At 67.9% G+C, this 19399-nt stretch carries 14 protein-coding genes; 9 read left to right on the top strand and 5 right to left on the bottom strand.

Annotation, left to right across the window (positions count from 1 at the left end):
• The 6 genes from rluB to truB all read left to right on the top strand — a co-directional run.
• A partial coding sequence (gene rluB, locus F1599_RS22430; RefSeq protein WP_223819825.1) for a 23S rRNA pseudouridine(2605) synthase RluB occupies positions 1–1616 on the top strand: 1616 nt, incomplete at its 5' end.
• A gap of 294 nt (positions 1617–1910) precedes the next feature.
• Positions 1911–2399, top strand: a complete 489-nt coding sequence (rimP, locus tag F1599_RS22435) for a ribosome maturation factor RimP (protein ID WP_053822015.1) — start codon at positions 1911–1913, stop codon at positions 2397–2399.
• Entirely contained in the window at positions 2396–3871 is a 1476-nt protein-coding gene (gene nusA, locus F1599_RS22440) for a transcription termination factor NusA (protein ID WP_149319112.1), read from the top strand. The genes rimP and nusA overlap by 4 nt, the downstream gene beginning before the upstream one ends.
• A 75-nt stretch (positions 3872–3946) precedes the next feature.
• The gene (gene infB / locus F1599_RS22445; protein ID WP_149319111.1) at positions 3947–6823 is read left to right on the top strand and encodes a translation initiation factor IF-2; all 2877 of its coding nucleotides are present in this window, start codon (positions 3947–3949) and stop codon (positions 6821–6823) included.
• Positions 6824–6930: 107 nt separating this feature from the next.
• Positions 6931–7299: a 30S ribosome-binding factor RbfA gene (rbfA, locus tag F1599_RS22450; protein ID WP_149319110.1), complete on the top strand. Its 369-nt coding sequence runs from the start codon at positions 6931–6933 to the stop codon at positions 7297–7299.
• A gap of 149 nt (positions 7300–7448) precedes the next feature.
• Complete coding sequence (gene truB / locus F1599_RS22455; RefSeq protein ID WP_150084636.1) at positions 7449–8420, top strand: tRNA pseudouridine(55) synthase TruB; 972 nt, start codon at positions 7449–7451, stop codon at positions 8418–8420.
• 220 nt (positions 8421–8640) lie between these two features.
• On the opposite strand, the gene F1599_RS22460 is transcribed toward truB, so the two are convergent.
• The 4 genes from F1599_RS22460 to F1599_RS22475 all read right to left on the bottom strand — a co-directional run bounded on the left by F1599_RS22460 (position 8641) and on the right by F1599_RS22475 (position 13761).
• Positions 8641–10251 (bottom strand): DHA2 family efflux MFS transporter permease subunit, encoded by a 1611-nt coding sequence (locus F1599_RS22460; RefSeq protein WP_149319108.1) that lies wholly within the window; start codon positions 10249–10251, stop codon positions 8641–8643.
• Positions 10252–10253: 2 nt separating this feature from the next.
• Complete coding sequence (locus tag F1599_RS22465) at positions 10254–11528, bottom strand: HlyD family secretion protein (RefSeq protein WP_149319107.1); 1275 nt, start codon at positions 11526–11528, stop codon at positions 10254–10256.
• A gap of 88 nt (positions 11529–11616) precedes the next feature.
• The gene (locus tag F1599_RS22470; protein ID WP_150084637.1) at positions 11617–13179 is read right to left on the bottom strand and encodes an AdeC/AdeK/OprM family multidrug efflux complex outer membrane factor; all 1563 of its coding nucleotides are present in this window, start codon (positions 13177–13179) and stop codon (positions 11617–11619) included.
• A 108-nt stretch (positions 13180–13287) separates the two neighbouring features.
• Positions 13288–13761, bottom strand: a complete 474-nt coding sequence (locus tag F1599_RS22475; protein WP_150084638.1) for a MarR family winged helix-turn-helix transcriptional regulator — start codon at positions 13759–13761, stop codon at positions 13288–13290.
• Positions 13762–13971: 210 nt separating this feature from the next.
• On the opposite strand from F1599_RS22475, the gene typA reads away from it, so the two are divergent.
• A complete protein-coding gene (typA, locus tag F1599_RS22480) occupies positions 13972–15792 on the top strand; it encodes a translational GTPase TypA (RefSeq protein ID WP_023264592.1) in 1821 nt (606 codons plus the stop codon).
• A gap of 102 nt (positions 15793–15894) precedes the next feature.
• On the opposite strand, the gene F1599_RS22485 is transcribed toward typA, so the two are convergent.
• Positions 15895–16245 carry a VOC family protein gene (locus tag F1599_RS22485; RefSeq protein WP_149319104.1) on the bottom strand — a complete coding sequence of 117 codons (351 nt, stop codon included), beginning with the start codon at positions 16243–16245 and terminating at the stop codon, positions 15895–15897.
• A gap of 270 nt (positions 16246–16515) precedes the next feature.
• Between F1599_RS22485 and F1599_RS22490 the strand changes: the two genes are divergently transcribed.
• Complete coding sequence (locus tag F1599_RS22490; protein WP_150084639.1) at positions 16516–18135, top strand: methyl-accepting chemotaxis protein; 1620 nt, start codon at positions 16516–16518, stop codon at positions 18133–18135.
• A 132-nt stretch (positions 18136–18267) separates the two neighbouring features.
• A complete protein-coding gene (locus F1599_RS22495) occupies positions 18268–19350 on the top strand; it encodes an enoyl-CoA hydratase/isomerase family protein (RefSeq protein WP_150084640.1) in 1083 nt (360 codons plus the stop codon).
• Positions 19351–19399: the final 49 nt, after the last annotated feature.

The following is a 19399-nucleotide window of genomic DNA, read 5'->3' on the forward strand; positions in this document are numbered from 1 at the left end:
CGCGAGGCGGACGGGGCAGGCGCGCCAAGCCCGCCGAAGGCGAGGCGCCGCGCGAGAACGCCGGCAAGCGCCGCGGCCGCGGCAATGCCGGCCCGAATGCAGGCCAGAACGCTGGCCAGAACGCCGGCCAGCAAGCCGGCGCCAGGGCCGAGGGCGCACGGCCGGAGAGCGAGGCCGGCAACAACGGCCAGCCGCGTCCGGGCGGCAAGCGCAAGGGCGGCAAGAACGCGGCCCGGCCCGCCAAGGGCGCCGGCAAGTCTGCCGCGCCGACCGCCGACAAGGGCGGCGCCAGGCCGGCCGCGAAGGGCGACAAGAGCGCCGCGGCCGAGGACCTGTTCCGCTTCGTGATCTCGGGCCAGTACGACGCCGATGGCGGCGCTGCCGGGGCGGCGCGCAAGGCCAAGCCGGTGCGCGAGCTGTCCGCCGAGGACGATGCGCCCAAGCTGCACAAGGTGCTGGCCGAAGGCGGTCTCGGTTCGCGCCGGGAAATGGAAGAACTGATCCTGCAGGGCCGCGTGTCCGTCAACGGCCTGCCCGCGCATATCGGGCAACGCATCCTGCCGACCGACCAGGTCCGCGTCAACGGCAAGCTGATCCACCGCCGCGTGACCACCAAGCCCCCCCGCGTGCTGCTATACCACAAGCCGTCGGGCGAGATCGTCAGCCAGTCGGATCCGGAAGGCCGCCCGACCGTGTTCGACAGCCTGCCGCGCCTGAAGACCGCCAAATGGGTGGCCGTGGGCCGGCTGGACTTCAACACCGAAGGCCTGCTGATCTTCACGACATCAGGCGATATCGCCAACCGCTTCATGCATCCGCGCTACGGCGTCGAGCGCGAATACGCGGTGCGCACGCTGGGCGAGCTGGCCGAGGCGGATCGGCAGCGCCTGCTGCACGGCATCCAGCTCGACGATGGCCAGGCCAACTTCCTGCGCATCGTCGACGGCGGCGGCGAGGGGGTCAACCACTGGTATCACGTGGCGCTGACCGAGGGCCGCAACCGCGAGGTGCGCCGCATGTTCGAGGCGGTCGGCCTGACCGTGTCGCGGCTGATCCGTACCCGTTATGGCCAGTTCCTGCTGCCGCGCGGCCTCAAGCGCGGCCGCTGGCAGGAGCTCGAGCCCGAGGAGGTGCGCGCGATGATGGCCGCGATCGGCCTGAAGGCGCCGGCCAAGCAGGCCGGCGCACCGAAGGGCGCGACCAAGGTGGGCGGGCGCAAGCAGCGCGAGCAGGCCGCGATCGAGGGCAAGCCGATGCCGACCGGCATGGATGGCCTGCCGCGCTTCAACAAGGAAGGCGGCCGCGGCGGCGCCAATCGCGGTCAGCCCGATCCGATGCAGACGTCGATGGGCTATATCACCGCGCCGACGCTGCTGACCTCGCACACGGGCAGGTTCGCGGCGGGCGTCAGCATGCCGCAGCAACCCGGCATGCGCGGTCCGGCCGGCGGTGGCCGCGGCGGTCCGCGTGGCGGTGCGCGCGGCGCGCAGGGGCAGGGCGGCCAGGGCCAGGGACGTCCGCAGCGGCGCGGCGGCGAGCCCAACGGCAATGTGATTCCGAAGGCTGGCAAGCCGAGCGGCCCCGGGCGGGGACGCCCGCGCGGCGGCAAGCGCTGAGGCGCACGCGCGCCCGGCCGCGAGGCGGCACGGGGCGAGGGCGGGCACAATTCGTGCCCCCTTCGCTCGGCTTTGCCTTTTGTGGCCCTAGCGCGTATAATGCGAGTCTATTCAAAAAGTCATCCTCCAGGGGATGGGCGAATGATGGGCGTTCCGCCCATTTTTTTTTGGTTCGTCCGATCGTCCGAACACGCGGAAAATCGCGATGTGGGGCTCCGCCGGAGATGACGGCAGGCAGCCGGCCATTCGCCGCGGCCTTGCCCGGTAGTTTGATGGCCATTTTTCGGAACGACAGTGCATCTGGCAGATTTGATCGAAACCACACTGACCGGCATGGGGTATGAGCTGGTCGAACTTGAACGCGCCCCAGGCGGGTTGCTGCGCGTCTATATCGATCAACCTGACACCGGCATTGCCATCGAGGATTGCGAGAAGGTCAGCCGCCAGCTGACCCACGTGCTGACCGTCGAGAACGTCGATTACGAACGGCTCGAGGTCTCCTCTCCGGGACTGGATCGTCCGCTTAAGAAACTGGCCGACTATGTTCGCTTTGCCGGCGAGGAGGCGCGCGTGACGCTGCGCCTGCCGATCGACGGCCGCAAGAACTTCGTCGGCATCCTGCAGCCGCCCACCGGGGAGCCCGGCGCCGAGAAGATCGGCCTGGAATTCGAGGGCAAGGATGGCCCCGCGCTGCTGGAATTTACCGTATCCGATGTCGACAAGGCGCGCCTGGTGCCGGTAATCGACTTCAAAGGAAATCAGAGAAAAGGGAACAAGCAATGAGCCGCGAAGTTCTGTTGCTCGTCGATGCGCTTGCGCGCGAGAAGAACGTCGACAAGGATGTGGTATTCGGTGCGCTCGAAGCGGCTCTCGCTTCGGCCACCAAGAAGCGTTTCGAGGAAGACGTCGATATCCGTGTGCACATCGATCGGGAATCCGGCGAGCACGAGACTTTCCGCCGCTGGCTGGTGGTGCCCGACGAGCAGGGCCTGCAGGAGCCGGACAAGCAGATCCTGCTGTTTGAAGCCCGCGAGCAGGACCCCAATATGGAACTCGGCGATTTCGTCGAGGAACAGATCGAGTCGGTCGAGTTCGGCCGCATCGGCGCGCAGGCCGCCAAGCAGGTGATCCTGCAGAAGATCCGCGACGCCGAGCGCGAGCAGATCCTGAACGATTACCTGGAACGCGGCGAGAAGATCATGACCGGCACGGTCAAGCGCGCCGACAAGAAGGGCCTGATCGTCGAGTCCGGCCGCGTCGAGGCGTTGCTGGGCCGCGACCAGATCATTCCGAAGGAAAATCTGCGTACCGGCGACCGCGTTCGAGCGTATATCCTGAATGTGGACCGCACCGCGCGCGGCCCGCAGATCGAGCTGTCGCGCACCTCGCCGCAGTTCCTGATCAAGCTCTTCGAGAACGAAGTGCCCGAGATGGAACAGGGCCTGCTGGAGATCAAGGCGGCCGCCCGCGACCCGGGCGTGCGCGCGAAGATCGCGGTGGTGGCGCACGACAAGCGCATCGATCCGATCGGCACCTGCGTCGGCGTGCGCGGTACCCGCGTCACCGCGGTGCGCAACGAGATCGGCGGCGAAGCGGTCGACATCGTGCTGTGGTCGGAAGACCCGGCGCAGTTCGTGATCGGCGCGCTGGCGCCCGCGCAAGTGCAGTCGATCGTCGTCGATGAAGAGAAGCACAGCATGGATGTCGTGGTCGACGAGGAAAACCTCGCCGTCGCGATCGGCCGCAGCGGACAGAACGTGCGCCTGGCGTCCGAACTGACCGGCTGGCAGATCAACATCATGACGCAGGAAGAATCGGCGCAGAAGCAGGCCGAGGAAAGCGAAGTGGTGCGGCGCCTGTTCATGTCCAAGCTGGACGTGGACCAGGAAGTGGCCGACATCCTGATCGAGGAAGGCTTCTCCTCGCTCGAGGAAGTCGCCTACGTGCCGATCAGCGAGATGATGGAGATCGAGGCCTTCGACGAGGACACCGTCAACGAGCTGCGCAATCGCGCCCGCGATGCGCTGCTGACGATGGAGCTGGCCCGCGAAGAGAAGGTCGAGTCGGTGTCGCAGGATCTGCGCTCGCTGGACGGCCTGACGCCGGAGCTGATCGGCAAGCTCGCCGAAGGCGATATCCACACGCGTGACGACCTTGCCGAACTGGCGGTCGACGAACTGGTCGAGATGACCGGGGTCAGCGAAGAAGAAGCCAAAGCGCTGATCATGAAAGCACGGGAACACTGGTTCAACTGAGGGACACGTTCGCATAGAGCGCGCTTTCCGCACAAGACTGTCCCGACGTAGAAACCGAGCATTGAAAGGGTTTGAATGGCAAGCACAACAGTTGCCCAACTGGCCGCAGAACTGAGTCGCAGCGCAGCTGCCCTGCTGGAACAATTGCAGGCAGCTGGGGTGGGCAAGTCCAAGCCTGAGGACGTGGTCACCGAGACCGACAAGGCCAGGTTGCTGGACTACCTGAAGCGTTCGCACGGTCAGGCCGATGACGGCTCGCGCAAGAAGATCACGCTGACCAAGCGCGAAACCTCGGAGATCCGCCAGGCGGATGCGACCGGGAAGACGCGCACGGTGCAGGTCGAGGTGCGCAAGAAGCGCGTGCTGATCAAGCGCGACGAGTCGCCCGCCGATGGCGCGGCCGACGGCCAGGAAGTTTCCGAGCCGGTGGTCGACCAGGCCGAGCTGGCGCGCCGCGCCGAAGAGGAACGCCGCCAGGCCGAATTGCTGGCGCGCCAGGAAGCCGAGCTGAAGGCCCGCCAGGAGGCGGCCGAACGCGAGGAGGCCGAGCGCCGCGCACGCCAGGAAGCGCTGGAGGCAGAGGAACGCCGCCAGGCCGAGCTGGCCGCCCGCAAGGCCGAGGAAGAGGCCGCGGCAACGCGCGCCGCGAGCGAGGCCAACGAGGATTCGGATCGCAAGAAGGCCGAGGACGACAAGACGCGCCTGGCGGCCGAACGCGCCGCCGCGCAGAAGGCCGCCGACGATGCCAAGGCCGCCGCCGACAAGGTGCGCGCCGAGCAGGATGCGGCCCGCAAGCGCCGCGAGGCCGCCGAGGCCGAGGCCCGCGCGATCCAGCAGATGCTCAATGCGCCGGCGCGCGTGCTGAAGGCACCGTCCGAGCGCAAGGCCGAGGAAAAGAAGGCCGAGCAGAGCGGCACGCTGCACAAGCCGGTCAAGCCGGCCGGCACGGTCGAGGCCAAGAAGGACGAGAAGAAGCCCGCGGTGGCTACCACGACGGTCGACAAGAAGACCGGCAAGGTGGTCAAGGGCTCCTCGACCTGGCAGGACGAAGGTTCGCGCAAGAAGGGCGGTGGCCTGAAGACCCGCGGCGATTCGTCGGGCGGTGTCGGCGGCTGGCGCGGCGGCCCGCGTGGCCGTGGCGGCAAGCATCAGCAGGACGATCGCAGCGGCTTCCAGGCCCCGATGGAGCCGGTGGTGCGCGAGGTCCATGTGCCCGAGACCATCTCGGTCGCGGACCTGGCCCACAAGATGGCCGTCAAGGCCTCCGAGGTCATCAAGCAGATGATGAAGCTCGGCCAGATGGTGACCATCAACCAGGTGCTGGACCAGGAGACCGCGATGATCGTGGTCGAGGAAATGGGCCACAAGGCGCTGGCGGCCAAGCTGGACGATCCGGAAGCGCTGCTGATCGAAGGCGGCGAGGACCAGTCGGACGCCGAGCAGCTGCCGCGTCCGCCGGTCGTCACCGTGATGGGTCACGTCGACCACGGCAAGACCTCGCTGCTGGACTACATCCGCCGCACCAAGGTCGCGGCCGGCGAAGCGGGCGGCATTACGCAGCATATCGGTGCCTACCATGTGGAAACCGACCGCGGCGTGATCACCTTCCTCGATACGCCGGGCCACGAGGCCTTCACGGCGATGCGTGCGCGCGGTGCCAAGGCGACCGATATCGTGATCCTGGTGGTGGCCGCCGATGACGGCGTGATGCCGCAGACAAAGGAGGCGATCGCCCACGCCAAGGCGGCCGGCGTGCCGATCGTGGTGGCGATCAACAAGGTCGACAAGCCCGAAGCCAACCCGGACCGCGTCAAGCAGGAACTGGTGGCCGAGCAGGTCGTGCCGGAAGAGTACGGCGGCGATTCGCCGTTCGTGCCGGTGTCGGCCAAGACCGGCCAGGGCGTCGAAGAGCTGCTGGAACAGGTGTCGCTGCAGGCCGAAATCCTGGAGCTGAAGGCACCGGTGGACGCGCCGGCCAAGGGCCTGGTCGTCGAAGCGCAGCTGGACAAGGGCAAGGGCCCGGTGGCGACCGTGCTGGTCAGCAGCGGCACGCTCAAGCGCGGCGACGTCGTGCTGGCGGGCAGCGCCTACGGCCGTGTCCGCGCGATGCTCGACGAGAACGGCAAGCCGACCAAGGAAGCCGGCCCCTCGATTCCGGTCGAGATCCAGGGCCTGTCCGAAGTGCCGGCGGCCGGCGAGGAAGTGCTGGTGCTGCCCGACGAGCGCAAGGCGCGCGAAATCGCGCTGTTCCGCCAGGGCAAGTTCCGCGACGTCAAGCTGGCCAAGCAGCAGGCGGCCAAGCTCGAGACCATGCTGGAACAGATGACGGAAGGCGAAGTGCAGACACTGCCGCTGATCGTCAAGGCCGACGTGCAGGGTTCGCAGGAAGCGCTGGTGCAATCGCTGCAGAAGCTGTCGACCGACGAAGTGCGCGTGCAGATCGTGCACGGCGCGGTGGGCGGCATCACGGAGTCCGACGTCAACCTGGCCACGGCCTCGAAGGCGGTCATCATCGGCTTCAACGTGCGTGCCGACGCCGGTGCGCGCAAGCTGGCCGAGAACAACGGCATCGACATCCGCTACTACAACATCATTTACGATGCGGTAGACGAGATCAAGGCGGCGATGTCGGGCATGCTGGCGCCGGAGAAGCGCGAAGTGACGATCGGCCAGGTCGAGGTGCGCCAGGTGTTCCGCGTGCCGAAGATCGGCGCGGTGGCCGGCTGTATGGTCACCGACGGTCTGGTCAAGCGGGGCGCCTTCGTGCGCGTGCTGCGCAACAACGTCGTGGTGTTCTCGGGCGAGCTCGATTCGCTCAAGCGCTTCAAGGACGATGTCAAGGAAGTCAAGCAGGGCTTCGAGTGCGGTCTGTCGATCAAGAACTTCAACGACGTTCAGGAAGGCGACCAGCTCGAAGTGTATGAAATCACCGAGGTCGCGCGCACGCTGTAAGGCGGCGCGCCGCGGCGGCGAACCTTCACCGGTTTGCCGCCGCCGGCCCATCCACGCCGTCGGACCCATCGCCTTCGCTGGCGACGCCGCTGGCAAAGTCGTATCGCATGGCCAAAAAAGGCAATATCTCTTCCCGTAATCTGCGCCTGTCCGATCAGATCCAGAAGGATCTGGCCGAGATGATCCAGCGCGAGCTGCGCGACCCGCGCCTGGGCCTGGTGACGCTGCAGTCGGTGGCGCTGACTCCGGACTACGCGCACGCCAAGGTCCACTTCACGGTGCTGGGCGCCGAACCGGCCGATGCCGAGGCGATCCTCAACGAGAAGGCCGGCTACCTCCATTCGCTGCTGTTCAAGCGGCTCCATATCCATACCGTGCCGACGCTGCGCTTCGTGCACGATACCTCGGTCGAACATGCGATCGAGATGTCGAAGCTGATCGACCAGGCCAACGCCACACGGGCCAAGGACGAGTAAGTCCGTGGCGCCGGCGCGTCCTGCGTCGTCGCCTCTCCCGAGCCGCGCAGCCGGGTGGCACGCCGATATGGCAGGCGCGCCGATATGGCAAGCGCATTGCCGCCACCGCTTCCACCGCTCTCGCCGCCGCTCCTGCCGTTTCATTCCCCATGACCGATTCCACCGCTCCACGTCCGCCTCGGCTGCCGCGCCGCGACGTGCATGGCGTGCTGCTGCTCGACAAGCCGCTCGGGCTGTCGTCCAACGATGCGCTGATCCGCGCCAAGCGGCTGCTGCGCGCGAACAAGGCCGGCCATACCGGCACGCTCGATCCGCTGGCGACCGGGCTGCTGCCGCTGTGCTTCGGCGAGGCGACCAAGTTTTCGCAGGATCTGCTCGATGCCGACAAGACCTATGAGGCAACGGTGCGACTGGGGCAGCGCACCTCGACCGGCGATGCCGAAGGCGAGGTGATCGCCGAACGTCCGGTCAGCTGCGATGCCGCGGCGCTGAACCAGGCGCTGGTGCGTTTCGTCGGCCCGATCGAGCAGGTGCCGCCGATGCATTCGGCGCTGAAGAAGGATGGCCGGCCGCTGTACGAATACGCGCGCGCGGGCCAGACGGTCGAGCGCGCGGCGCGCAGCGTGACGATCCACGAGATCGCCTTGCTGAGCTGCGAACTGCCCGGGGCGCCCGTGTTCGCGATGCGCGTGACCTGCAGCAAGGGGACGTACATCCGGACGCTGGCCGAGGACATTGGCGAGGCGCTGGGCTGTGGCGCGCATCTGACCGCGCTGCGGCGCACCGCGGTCGGCGATCTGACGCTGGACGGCGCGGTCACGCTGGAGCAGCTCGGCGAGCAGGACGACGCGGCGCGTCCGGCCCTGCTGGCGCCGGTGGACGCGCTGCTGCAGCGCTGCGCGCCGGTGACGCTCGACGCCGCGGCGACGCAGCGCTTCCTGCAGGGCCAACGCATCGCCGGACGCGATCTGCCTGCGGCGGTATTCAAAGGTGCGGGATTGCGTGAAGACGCGCTGGCGCGCGTCTATGGCGGCGAGCCGGCGCGGCTGCTGGGCGTGGCCAGATGGCGCGAGGGTGCGCTGCGGCCGGAGCGGTTGGTGCGGTTGAACGCGCCCGACTGACGACCGCCCGGGATTCCCTCTGCCCGACCCTCTCCCGCGCGCGGGAGAGGGGGAACACCTGGAGAGGAGGGGACGCAGCAGGTTTGCGCCCCTCTCCCGCATGCGGGAGAGGGGCGGGAGAGGGGCGGGGGAGAGGGCATGCAGCGGTCGCCGTTCTGCCGAGCCTGAGCGCCCGATCAACGCCTCATCGATGCGCCCTCAGTGCGCCCTCAGTGCGCCCTCAATGCGCCCCCATGGCATCCGCGGACCCGCCGCCACCGCCCTTGGGCTTTGTCAGCCAGACGAACACGATCAGCCCGAAGAACATCACCCCCGAAATCCAGAAGATATCGTTGGCGCCCAGCATCGACGCCTGCTGCGAGATGGTGCGCTCGATCACGCCGACCGCCTGCATATGGCTCATGCCCTGCTGCATCAGGTGCTCGACCTGGGCGTTGTAGATCGGGTTGTAGGGATTGACCTGTTCCACCAGGTGCGCATGGTGCATCGCCGAGCGGTTCTCCCACACGGTGGTCGACACCGAGGCACCGATCGCGCCGAAGGTGATCCGCACGAAGTTCGACAGGCCCGAGGCCGCCGGAATCTTGTCGGGCGGCTGTCCCGACAGGATGATCGACGTCAGCGGGATGAAGAACATCGCCATCGCCGCGCCCTGGATCAGCGTCGGGATCATCAGCGTGGTGGTGTCCACGTCGATCGTGAACCGCGAACGCATCAGGCTGACGATGCCGAATGTGATGAACGCCGCCGTGGCGACCCAGCGCGGGTCCATCTTCGGCAGATTGCGCCCGATCACCGGCGACAGCAGGATCGCGAAGATGCCCACCGGCGCCATCACGATGCCGGCATCGGTCGCGGTATACCCGACGATCGTCTGCAGCCATAGCGGCAGGATCACCAGATTGCCGAAGAACAGCCCGTAGGCGACCGAGATCGCCACCACGCCCGCGCTGAAGTTGCGGCCGTTGAACAGGCTGATATCGACGATCGGATGCTTCTCGTAGCGCTCCCACGCCAGGAAGAACAGAAAGCCCACCACCGCGACCACCGTCAGCGTGACGATCTCGGTCGAATGGAACCAGTCGAGCTCCTTGCCCTTGTCCAGCATCAGCTGCATCGAACCGACCCAGATCACCAGCAGCGCCAGGCCGATGGTGTCGATCGGCAGCACCCGCGTCGGCGTTTCGCGCTCGCGATAGATCGCCCAGGTCGCGTACGCGGCCAGGATGCCCACCGGGATGTTGATGTAGAAGATCCACGGCCACGTCATGTTGTCCGAGATCCAGCCGCCCAGCAGCGGACCCATGATCGGCGCGACCAGCGTGGTCATGCCCCATAGCGCCAGCGCCATCGTGCTCTTGTGCGGCGGATAGCTCGACAGCAGCAGCGACTGCGACAGCGGGATCATCGGCCCGGCCACCGCGCCCTGCAGGATCCGCGCGGCCAGCAGCACCTCCAGGTTGGGCGCCACGCCGCACAGCCACGACGACAGCACGAACAGCAGGATCGACGTGACGAACAGCCGCACCGCGCCGAAGCGCGTGGTCAGCCAGCCGGTCAGCGGCACCGAGATCGCGTTGGCGACCGCGAACGAGGTGATGACCCAGGTGCCCTGGTTCGGCGACACGCCCAGGTCGCCGGAGATCGCGGGAATCGACACGTTGGCGATCGACGAGTCGAGCACGTTCATGAACGTGGCCAGCGACAGCGCGATCGTGCCGACGATCAGCTTGGCGCCCGACAGCGGTTCCTGGTGCGCGGGGCGCGCAGGGGCCGCTGGCGATGTGGGCGCGGGTTCGGCGCCCTCGCGGGCGGTCAGGGTATCGGCCATGATCAGGCGTGCGTGGTCGCTTTCTTGGCGGTTGTCGCGGAACTGGCCGTCGACGCGCGGGCCGCCGAGGCCGGCGCCGCGGGCTCGGCGCCCTGGCGGCCGCTGTTGGTCGCGATGATGCGCGCGATCAGCGCATCGGCGTCGTGGCCGACCTTGTCATAGACGTCCGTCTGCATCGGCTTGCTGGCGGTGGTGGTTGTCATCGCCGCGCCTTCGGTCTTGCGCACGTCGACGGTGACGTTCATCGACAGGCCGATGCGCAGCGGATGGTCCTTCAGCTGTTGCGGATCGAGCGCGATGCGCACCGGCAGGCGCTGCACCACCTTGATCCAGTTGCCGGTGGCGTTCTGCGCCGGCAGCAGCGAGAACGCCGAGCCGGTGCCGGCCGAGAAGCCGGCCACCTTGCCGTGGTATTCGACGTCGGAGCCGTAGACGTCCGCATGCAGCGTGACCGGCTGGCCGATCCGCATATGCGTGATCTGGACTTCCTTGAAGTTGGCGTCGACCCAGACCTGGTCGAGCGGCACCACCGCCATCAGCGGCGCGCCGGCGGCCACCCGCTGGCCGACCTGCACCGAGCGCTTGGCGACATAGCCGGTCACCGGCGCCGGCAGCTGCGAGCGCGCGTAGTTCAGGTAGGCGGCGCGCACGTTGGCCGCGGCGCGCTGCACGTTGGGGTGCTTCTCGACGGTGGTCTGGTCGGTCAGCGCCTTGTTCGACGCGAGCTGCTCGCGCGCGGCCTGCAGCGCCGATTCGGCGGCCTGCAGCGTGGTGCGCGCATGGGCCAGTTCTTCGGAGGAAACCGCGCCCGAGCCGGCGATGGCCTGGCGGCGCTTCAGGTCTTCGCGGGCCCGCGCGACATCGGCCTGGCGCAGCGCCACGTTGGCCGCCAGCGAGCCGTTGTTGACGTACAGCGTGCGCACCTCGCGCACCGCCTGTGCCAGCTGTGCCTCGGCCTGGGCCAGCGCGACCTCGCTGTCGGCGCGGTCGAGCTGGATCAGCGGCTGGCCGGCGTTGACCAACTGCGTGTCGTCGGCGCCAATGCCCACCACCGTGCCCGGCACCAGCGGGGTCACCTGGACCACGTTGCCCGCCACGTAGGCGTCGTCGGTGCTTTCGAAATGCCGGGCATACAGGGCCCAGTAGCCGCCGTAGGCCAGGCCCGCGACCACCACCGCGGCGGTCAGCGAGAGCAGCAGGCGCTTGCGCTTGCCGTTGTTGTTGTCGGAGGGTTGCGTGCGGGTGGCCGCGTTCTGGTTCTGTTGTTGGTCGCTCATGATGTCGGTCGCTTGATGTCGGTCGCTTGAACGGTTCGACGTTGTCGTTGTTCTTCGCTGTCGTGTTGTGGCGGGGTGGTGGGGCGCGTCAGCCGTGCGCCGCGGCGCGGCGCGGCGCGGGTGCGGCCGTGGTCGTGGCCGTGGCCGGCTTTCCAGCCTGTGCCGGCTCCGGATGGGCGGACTCGCCGGGCTCCTGGTAACCGCCACCCAGCGCCTTGACCAGCGCCATCTGCAGATCCAGACGGCGCGCCTGCAGATCGGTGGCCAGGCGCCGCTGCTGCAGCACGTTGCTCTCGGCGTTCAGCACGGTCAGCTGCGTGCCCAGGCCCGCCTTGTAGCGCGTGGTCGCCAGCGCATAGGCATGCTCCGCAAGCTCCAGCGCCTCGCGTTGCGTCTGGATCTGCTGATCGACGCTGCGGATGCTGGTCACCGTATCGGCGGTCTCGCGCAGCGCATCGACCAGCGTCTGGTTGTAATTGGCCACCGCCAGGTCGTATTGCGCGTGCTTGCCCTTCAGGTTCGCGCGCAGCCGTCCGCCTTCGAAGATCGGCAGGCGCACCGCCGGGCCGAAGCCGAACTGGCGGCTGATGCCGAGCAGCAGGTTGGACGGATCGAGCGAGGCCAGGCCCGCGAAGGCGCTCAGCGTGACATTGGGCAGGAACTCCGCGCGCGCGACCTCGATGTCCTTCGATGAGGCCTCGACGCGCCAGCGCGCCGCGACCAGATCGGGCCGGCGGCCGAGCAGGTCGATCGCCAGGTTGTCCGGCAGCGTCGGCGTGGCATGCGCCAGCAGCGTCGGCCGCTGGATGGCCAGGCCCCGGTCCGGACCCTTGCCGAGCAGCGCCGCGATCTGGTTGCGCGCCAGCGCGATCTCTTCGTCGATGCGCTGCAGATCGGTGCGGGCCGACGCCACCGTGGCGCGGGCCTGCGTGGTTTCCACCTGCGTGTCGAGACCGGCCGACAGGCGCTGGCGCGACAGCTCGGTCAGGTCGCCGCGCTGGGCGATGGCGCGCTCGGCCACATCGCGCTGCGCGAACAGCGCGGCCAGCCGCGCGTAGTTGCGCGCCACCGCGGTGGTCAGCAGCAGCCGCGAAGCCTGGCTTTCGGCTTCGGCGGCACGGTCGTCGGACAGCGCCGCTTCCAGCGCCGAGCGGTTCTTGCCCCAGAAGTCGAGGTCGTAGGACAGGCCGGCCTGCAGCCGCGACAGGTTCTGCCACGAGCCGGCACGCGGCGTGCCTTCGTACAGATCGGTCTCGGAGAAGCGCTGGCGCGACAGCGAGGCGTCCAGATCCAGATGCGGATACAGCGCGCTGCGCGTGGCGTCGGCCATCGCGCGCGAGGCTTGCACCCGGGCGAGGGCCGCCTGCAGGTTGGGGCTGTTCTGCACGGCCTCGTCGACCAGCGCGCGCAGTTGCGGATCGCCAAACTGGTCGACCCAGTCCTGCGACGGCCACTGGCCATGCTGGCCCGGCAGCGTCTGCGCGGTGGCCAGCTGCGCGGGCTCGGTCATGACCTGGGTGGTGTGGGAGTTGCCGAAGGCGGCGCAGCCCGCCAGTGCGGCGGCGGCCAGCGCGCTGAGCGCGAAGGCGCCGAGACGGCGGGCCGGTTGCCGCGCCGGAGCGCGGCGGGAAATCGAAATTTGAGGGTTCATGTTGGGCGACAACGAAATGCCGAAAATGCGAGGGCGGCGGTCGGGTGCCGATGGCACGGACCGCGGCGGCGAATCTGGCCGGCTGGCGGCGGGAGGCTGGCTAGGGCGCTATCCGGTGTTGTTGGCGATCACCCGCTGCAACATGTCGCGGAACTGGGCGATCTCGGCCTCGGTGAAGCCGCGGAAGCGCCGGTTCAGCACGCGGCAGAAGATCGCGGGCAGCTGGTCGACCAGCGCGTGGCCGGCCGGCGTGACGCGCAGGTCGACGATGCGCCGGTCGGCGTCGCTGCGCTGCCGCTCGACCAGGCCGCGTTTTTCCATGCGGCTGATCAGGCGCGTGACCGAGCCCATATCGGTGTTCAGCTCCCGGCCCAGATCGGTCACCGTACGGGCGCGGCCGTGCGCCAGCATCACCAGGCAGGAGGCCTGGGCGTGCGTGATATCCAGCGCGCCGACCTCCTGCTCGACGTCGCGCGACAGATCGCCCTTGGCCCGCGCCATCAGATAGCCGACGCTGTCGCAGATCCGATAGGAGGCGGGATCGAAGGGGAAGGTGTCGTCGGTGCCCGGGGCGTTCATCATTTGCCTATGCAATCTTTGTCGTGGCAAATATATGCACGTGCTGAGAAAACCGCAAGAACGTCAATTCGTCATTTCTGATTTGGAAATAGTGCGCTGCAAGCCCTTGCAGCAACGCGATAGACAGACCGAACGGCCGCCCGCAGTTTTGCGTCGCAACATGCTAGAATGGCGGGTTGAATTTTTGATGCCCAGCTGCAAGCGAGAGCCGCAATGACCCGCGCAATCCGCAATATCGCCATCATCGCCCACGTCGATCATGGCAAGACCACCTTGGTGGACCAACTCCTGCGCCAGGCAGGCACCTTCCGTGAGAACCAGCAGGTTGCGGAGCGGGTGATGGACTCGAACGACCTGGAAAAAGAACGCGGGATCACCATCCTGGCGAAGAACTGTGCGGTCGAGTACAACGGCACCCATATCAATATCGTCGACACCCCGGGCCACGCCGACTTCGGTGGCGAGGTCGAACGCGTGCTGTCGATGGTCGACGGCGTGCTGCTGCTGGTCGACGCGGTCGAAGGCCCGATGCCGCAGACCCGTTTCGTCACGCGCAAGGCGCTGGCGCTGGGCCTTAAGCCGATCGTCGTGATCAACAAGATCGACCGTCCGGGCGCCCGTCCGGACTGGGTCATCAACCAGACCTTCGACCTGTTCGACAAGCTGGGCGCGACCGACGAGCAGCTCGACTTCCCGGTGATCTACGCCTCGGGCCTGAACGGCTACGCCGGCCTGACCGAGGATGTGCGCGACGGCGACATGAAGCCGCTGTTCGAGACCGTGCTCGACAAGGTTCCGGTCCGTAACGACGACCCGGACGGTCCGCTGCAGCTGCAGATCATCTCGCTGGACTACTCGAGCTACGTCGGCAAGATCGGCGTCGGCCGTATTTCGCGCGGCCGCGCCCGTCCGCTGCAGGACGTGGTGGTCAAGTTCGGCCCCGAGGGCAACCCGATCAAGGGCCGCATCAACCAGGTGCTGAAGTTCCGCGGCCTGGAGCGCGAGATCGTGCCCGAGGCCGAGGCCGGCGACATCGTGCTGATCAACGGCATCGAGGAACTGGGTATTGGCTGCACCGTCTGCGCGCCCGATGCGCAGGACGCGCTGCCGATGCTGAAGGTCGACGAGCCCACGCTGACGATGAACTTCTGTGTCAACACCTCGCCGCTGGCGGGCCGCGAAGGCAAGTTCGTCACCAGCCGCCAGCTGCGCGAACGCCTGGACCGCGAACTGAAGTCCAACGTGGCGCTGCGCGTGGCCGAAACCGGCGACGACACCGTGTTCGAAGTGTCGGGCCGCGGCGAACTGCACCTGACCATCCTGCTGGAAAACATGCGCCGGGAAGGCTACGAGCTGGCCGTGTCGCGCCCGCGCGTGGTGTTCAAGGAAATCGACGGCGTCAAGCACGAGCCGTACGAGCTGCTGACGGTCGACGTCGAGGACGGCCACCAGGGGGCCGTGATGGAAGAGCTGGGCCGCCGCAAGGGCGAACTGCTCGACATGGCGTCGGACGGCAAGGGCCGTACCCGCCTGGAATACCGCATCCCGGCCCGCGGCCTGATCGGCTTCCAGGGCGAGTTCCTGACGCTGACGCGCGGCACCGGCCTGATCTCGCACATCTTCGACGACTACGCGCCGGTGCGCGAGGGCGGCCTGGGCGAGCGCCACAACGGCGTGCTGATCTCGCAGGACGATGGCGAGGCCGTGGCCTACGCGCTGTGGAAGCTGCAGGATCGCGGCCGCATGTTCGTCAAGCCGGGCGACCCGCTGTACGAAGGCATGATCATCGGCATCCACAGCCGCGACAACGACCTGGTCGTGAACCCGATCAAGGGCAAGCAGCTGACCAATGTGCGCGCCTCGGGTACCGACGAAGCGGTGCGCCTGGTGCCGCCGATCCAGATGACGCTCGAATACGCGGTGGAATTCATCGCCGACGACGAGCTGGTCGAGATCACGCCGAAGAGCATCCGCCTGCGCAAGCGCTTCCTGAAGGAACACGAGCGCAAGCGCGCGTCGCGCGAAGGCGCATAAGCGCAAGCGATACGCTGCCCGCAAGGGGAAGGGCCGAGTCCTGTGGTGAACGGGACTCGGCCCTTGTCGTTTGTGGGCGCCGAGGCGGGGAGGACGCTGTCCTCAGAGGTGGCAGAGGATGTTCACCAGCCTGCCGAACGGATCGCGAACGAAGAAGCGCCGCACGCCCCAGGGCTCCTCGGCGATGCCGTATTCGATCCGCAAGCCCGCCTGCACGGCCCTGGCGTGGACCTCGTCGAGGTTGTCGACCTCGATCGACAGGTCGGGCACCGGGGTACCGGAGCCGCCCTCGGTCGCGATGCTGATCTGCGGCGTGGTGTCTTGCCCGGTCGCATAGGTCCGGATCCAGCCGTGATCCATCACGACTGCCATGCCAAGCAGGTCGCCATAGAAGGCCTGGGCCGCCTCGATGTTCGGGGCGGCGATGTTTGCGACGACTCGCTTGACGGTCATGGTGGCTCTCCGACGATGGAATCCGGCGATTCTACGGCCCATCGTCCGCTTCGATAAGCCGGCCGCGATGGGCAATGCGTGATGGGCAATGCGTGATGGGCAATGCGCGATGCGCAATGCGCGATGGGCAATGCGCGATGGGCGATCCGATTCGTGCATCCGCCGGATACACAGTCTTTCCTTTCCATGCCGTCAAGGAACGCGCCGGCGCGCCGTTGATAGCGGGGCGGCAAACATGCCGTGATCGCACGATAAGAACGGGGAGCTGGAATGTTTCGCAACACCACCATTGGCGCCAGATTGTGGAGCCTCATTGTCGTTACCAATTTGATCCTGCTGATCGTCGGCGCCTTTGGCTGGCTCGGCATGTCGCGCAGCAACGACGCGACGCGGCAGATCCATCAGCATCAGCTGGCCGCCGCGATGCATCTGTCCGAGGCGCGCGCAAACCAGTTGCTGGTGCGCGTGCTGCTCGACCAGGCGACGTTCGCCACCGATCCGGCCGATGCGCTGGCGCGTGCCGATACCGCGGCCGGATTCGCGCGGGCCTCGGAGACGGCGTGGAAGGCCTATCTGGCACTGCCGCGCGGCACGGAGGAAGACCGCGCTGCCGAGCTGGTGTCGGCACGCCGCGAGGCGCTGCACAAGCAAGGGGTCGAGCCGATGATCGCCGCGCTGAAGGCGGGCGATCGCGAGCGCGTGATGGCGCTGGTGCTCGAGACCATTCCGAAGCTCGATATCGCCTTCACGTCGGCCAATGCCGAGCTGAACAAGCTGCAGACGGCAGCGGCCGAGTCCGTCTATCAGGAGTCGCAACATCGCTATGCGAAGCTGCGCGCGTGGTCGCTGGTGCTGCTGGCGCTGGGCCTGGCGTTCAGCACCATCTTTGCGTGGCGGCTGTGCGGCTCGATCGTCGGCCCGCTCGAGACCGCGATCGCGCGTTTCGAGCGGATCGCGCGCGGGGATTTGAGCGCGGCGCGCGCCCTCGATACGCCCGGGCAGCAGGGTCATCGTGCTGCGGATAGCGGGGCCGGCATCGCACAAGAGGTGAGCCGCAACGAGGTCAGCCGCAACGAGACCGGCCGCATGCTCGCCATGCTGGCCCGGATGGAAGCGAGTCTGGCGGGCATGGTCGGCGAGGTGCGTACCGGCGCCGACGCCATCGCCGCGGCGAGCCGGCAGATCGCGCTGGGCAACGCCGATCTGTCCCAGCGCACCGAAGAGCAGGCGGCCTCGCTCGAGCAGACCGCCTCGAGCATGGAGCAACTGACCGGCACGGTACGGCAGACCGCGGACAATGCCCGCGAAGCGAATGCGCTGGCGGGCGACGCCAGCGGGCTGGCGGAGCGGGGCGGGGAAGCGGTGACGCGCGTGGTCGACACCATGCGGGCAATCGACGCCAGCGCCAACCGGATCGTCGACATCATCGACGTGATCGAGAAGATCGCCTTCCAGACCAACATCCTCGCGCTGAACGCCGCGGTCGAGGCCGCGCGTGCCGGCGAGCATGGCCGCGGCTTCGCGGTGGTGGCGGGCGACGTGCGCGATCTGGCGCAGCGTTGTGCGACCGCGTCGAAGGAAATCCGCGGGCTGATCGACGAATCGGTGCGCAATGTTCGCGCCGGCAGCGATATCGTCGCCGATGCCGGCCGCGCGATGGAGGACATCGTCGGGGCGGTGCGCCGCGTCAGCGCGATCGTCGGCGGCATCAGCGCCGCCTCGATGGAGCAGTCGCAGGGCATCGAGCAGGTGAATCAGGCGGTCACGCAGATGGACGGCATGACCCAGCAGAATGCCGCGCTGGTCGAAGAGGCGGCCGCCGCGGCGACCTCGCTGGAGGACCAGGCGCAGCGGCTGACCGGCCTGATGGCGCGTTTCCGTCTTGCCTGAATTGGCCGGCATCCCCAGACATCCCCGGGGTCCCCTGGCATACCTCGGTATCCTCCCGGCGTTACGGACTGCGGGCCGGCATGGCTGGTGTACAGTGGCGGCCTGCATTTCGTCACCACAGGAACAGGAGACATGACCGAGTTTGTTGCAACCGAAGTCGTCGGCGGTGTCGGCTATCTGACGCTGACCCGGCCCCAGGCCCTCAATGCCCTGTCGCTCGACATGGTGCGCGCCTTGACGCAGGCGCTGGACCAGTGGGCGGCCGATCCCGGCGTCGTCGCCGTGGTGGTCGCCGGTGCGGGCGGCAAGGCCTTCTGCGCGGGCGGCGACATCCGTTTCTTCCATCAGGCCGCGCTCGCCGGCGATCCGACGCTGGACCAGTTCTTTGTCGAGGAATACGCGCTCAATCACAAGATCCACCGCTATCCGAAGCCCTATATCGCGCTGATGGACGGCGTGGTGATGGGCGGCGGCATGGGCATCTCGCAGGGCGCGCGGCGGCGCCTGGTCACCGAGCGCACCAAGATGGCGATGCCCGAGACCAATATCGGGCTGTTTCCGGACGTGGGCGGCGGCTGGTTCCTGGCCCGCACCCCGGGCCGCCTGGGCGAGTACCTGGGCCTGACCGGCAACGTGATTCACGCGGCCGACGCGCTGTACGCCGGCCTGGCCGACGCCTTCGTGCCGAGCAACGCGCTGGCCGAGCTGGTGGCGTCGCTGCGCGCCGGCAACTTTGCCAGTGGCGACGAAGTGCTGGCCGCGATCGATGCCTGCAGCGCTGGGCATCGCGCCGCCTGCGATCCGGCCGCGAGCATGCTGGCGCGCCAGCGCGAGGCAATCGACGGGACCTTCGGCGCCGCCACGGTCCAGCAGATCGTTGCCATCGTCAGCGATGCCAGCGACGACTGGTCCGCTCAGACGGCCGCCGCCTTGCGTACCCGCTCCCCGCTGATGCTGTGCGTGACGCTGGAGCAGATCCGCCGCGCGCGGACCATGGCGCTCGAGGACGAGCTGCGCATGGAGCTCGACATGATGCATGACGTGTTCCGCTACGGCGACGGCGTCGAGGGCATCCGCGCGCTGGCAATCGACAAGGACCACGGGCCGAAGTGGCGGCCGGCCCGGCTCGACGAGGTCGAGCGCAACAAGGTGCTCGCCTTCTTCGACAGTCCGTGGCGCGCCGAGGCGCATCCGCTGGCCGGATTGCAGGCCTGAGCGGACGCGCGCGCCGGTGCGGGCTCCGTGCGCGCCGATGCCCTCGCGG

The organism is Cupriavidus cauae, assembly GCF_008632125.1.
Taxonomy (GTDB): Bacteria; Pseudomonadota; Gammaproteobacteria; order Burkholderiales; family Burkholderiaceae; genus Cupriavidus; species Cupriavidus cauae.

What these genes read in the sequence shown, in the direction of transcription:
- F1599_RS22490 (WP_150084639.1), top strand. Translation starts at nt 16,516, where the DNA reads ATGTTTCGCAACACCACCATTGGCGCCAGATTGTGGAGCCTCATTGTC.
- F1599_RS22470 (WP_150084637.1), bottom strand. Translation starts at nt 13,179, where the DNA reads ATGAACCCTCAAATTTCGATTTCCCGCCGCGCTCCGGCGCGGCAACCG.
- F1599_RS22495 (WP_150084640.1), top strand. Translation starts at nt 18,268, where the DNA reads ATGACCGAGTTTGTTGCAACCGAAGTCGTCGGCGGTGTCGGCTATCTG.
- F1599_RS22465 (WP_149319107.1), bottom strand. Translation starts at nt 11,528, where the DNA reads ATGAGCGACCAACAACAGAACCAGAACGCGGCCACCCGCACGCAACCC.
- F1599_RS22475 (WP_150084638.1), bottom strand. Translation starts at nt 13,761, where the DNA reads ATGATGAACGCCCCGGGCACCGACGACACCTTCCCCTTCGATCCCGCC.
- nusA (WP_149319112.1), top strand. Translation starts at nt 2,396, where the DNA reads ATGAGCCGCGAAGTTCTGTTGCTCGTCGATGCGCTTGCGCGCGAGAAG.
- typA (WP_023264592.1), top strand. Translation starts at nt 13,972, where the DNA reads ATGACCCGCGCAATCCGCAATATCGCCATCATCGCCCACGTCGATCAT.
- rbfA (WP_149319110.1), top strand. Translation starts at nt 6,931, where the DNA reads ATGGCCAAAAAAGGCAATATCTCTTCCCGTAATCTGCGCCTGTCCGAT.
- truB (WP_150084636.1), top strand. Translation starts at nt 7,449, where the DNA reads ATGACCGATTCCACCGCTCCACGTCCGCCTCGGCTGCCGCGCCGCGAC.
- F1599_RS22485 (WP_149319104.1), bottom strand. Translation starts at nt 16,245, where the DNA reads ATGACCGTCAAGCGAGTCGTCGCAAACATCGCCGCCCCGAACATCGAG.
- F1599_RS22460 (WP_149319108.1), bottom strand. Translation starts at nt 10,251, where the DNA reads ATGGCCGATACCCTGACCGCCCGCGAGGGCGCCGAACCCGCGCCCACA.
- infB (WP_149319111.1), top strand. Translation starts at nt 3,947, where the DNA reads ATGGCAAGCACAACAGTTGCCCAACTGGCCGCAGAACTGAGTCGCAGC.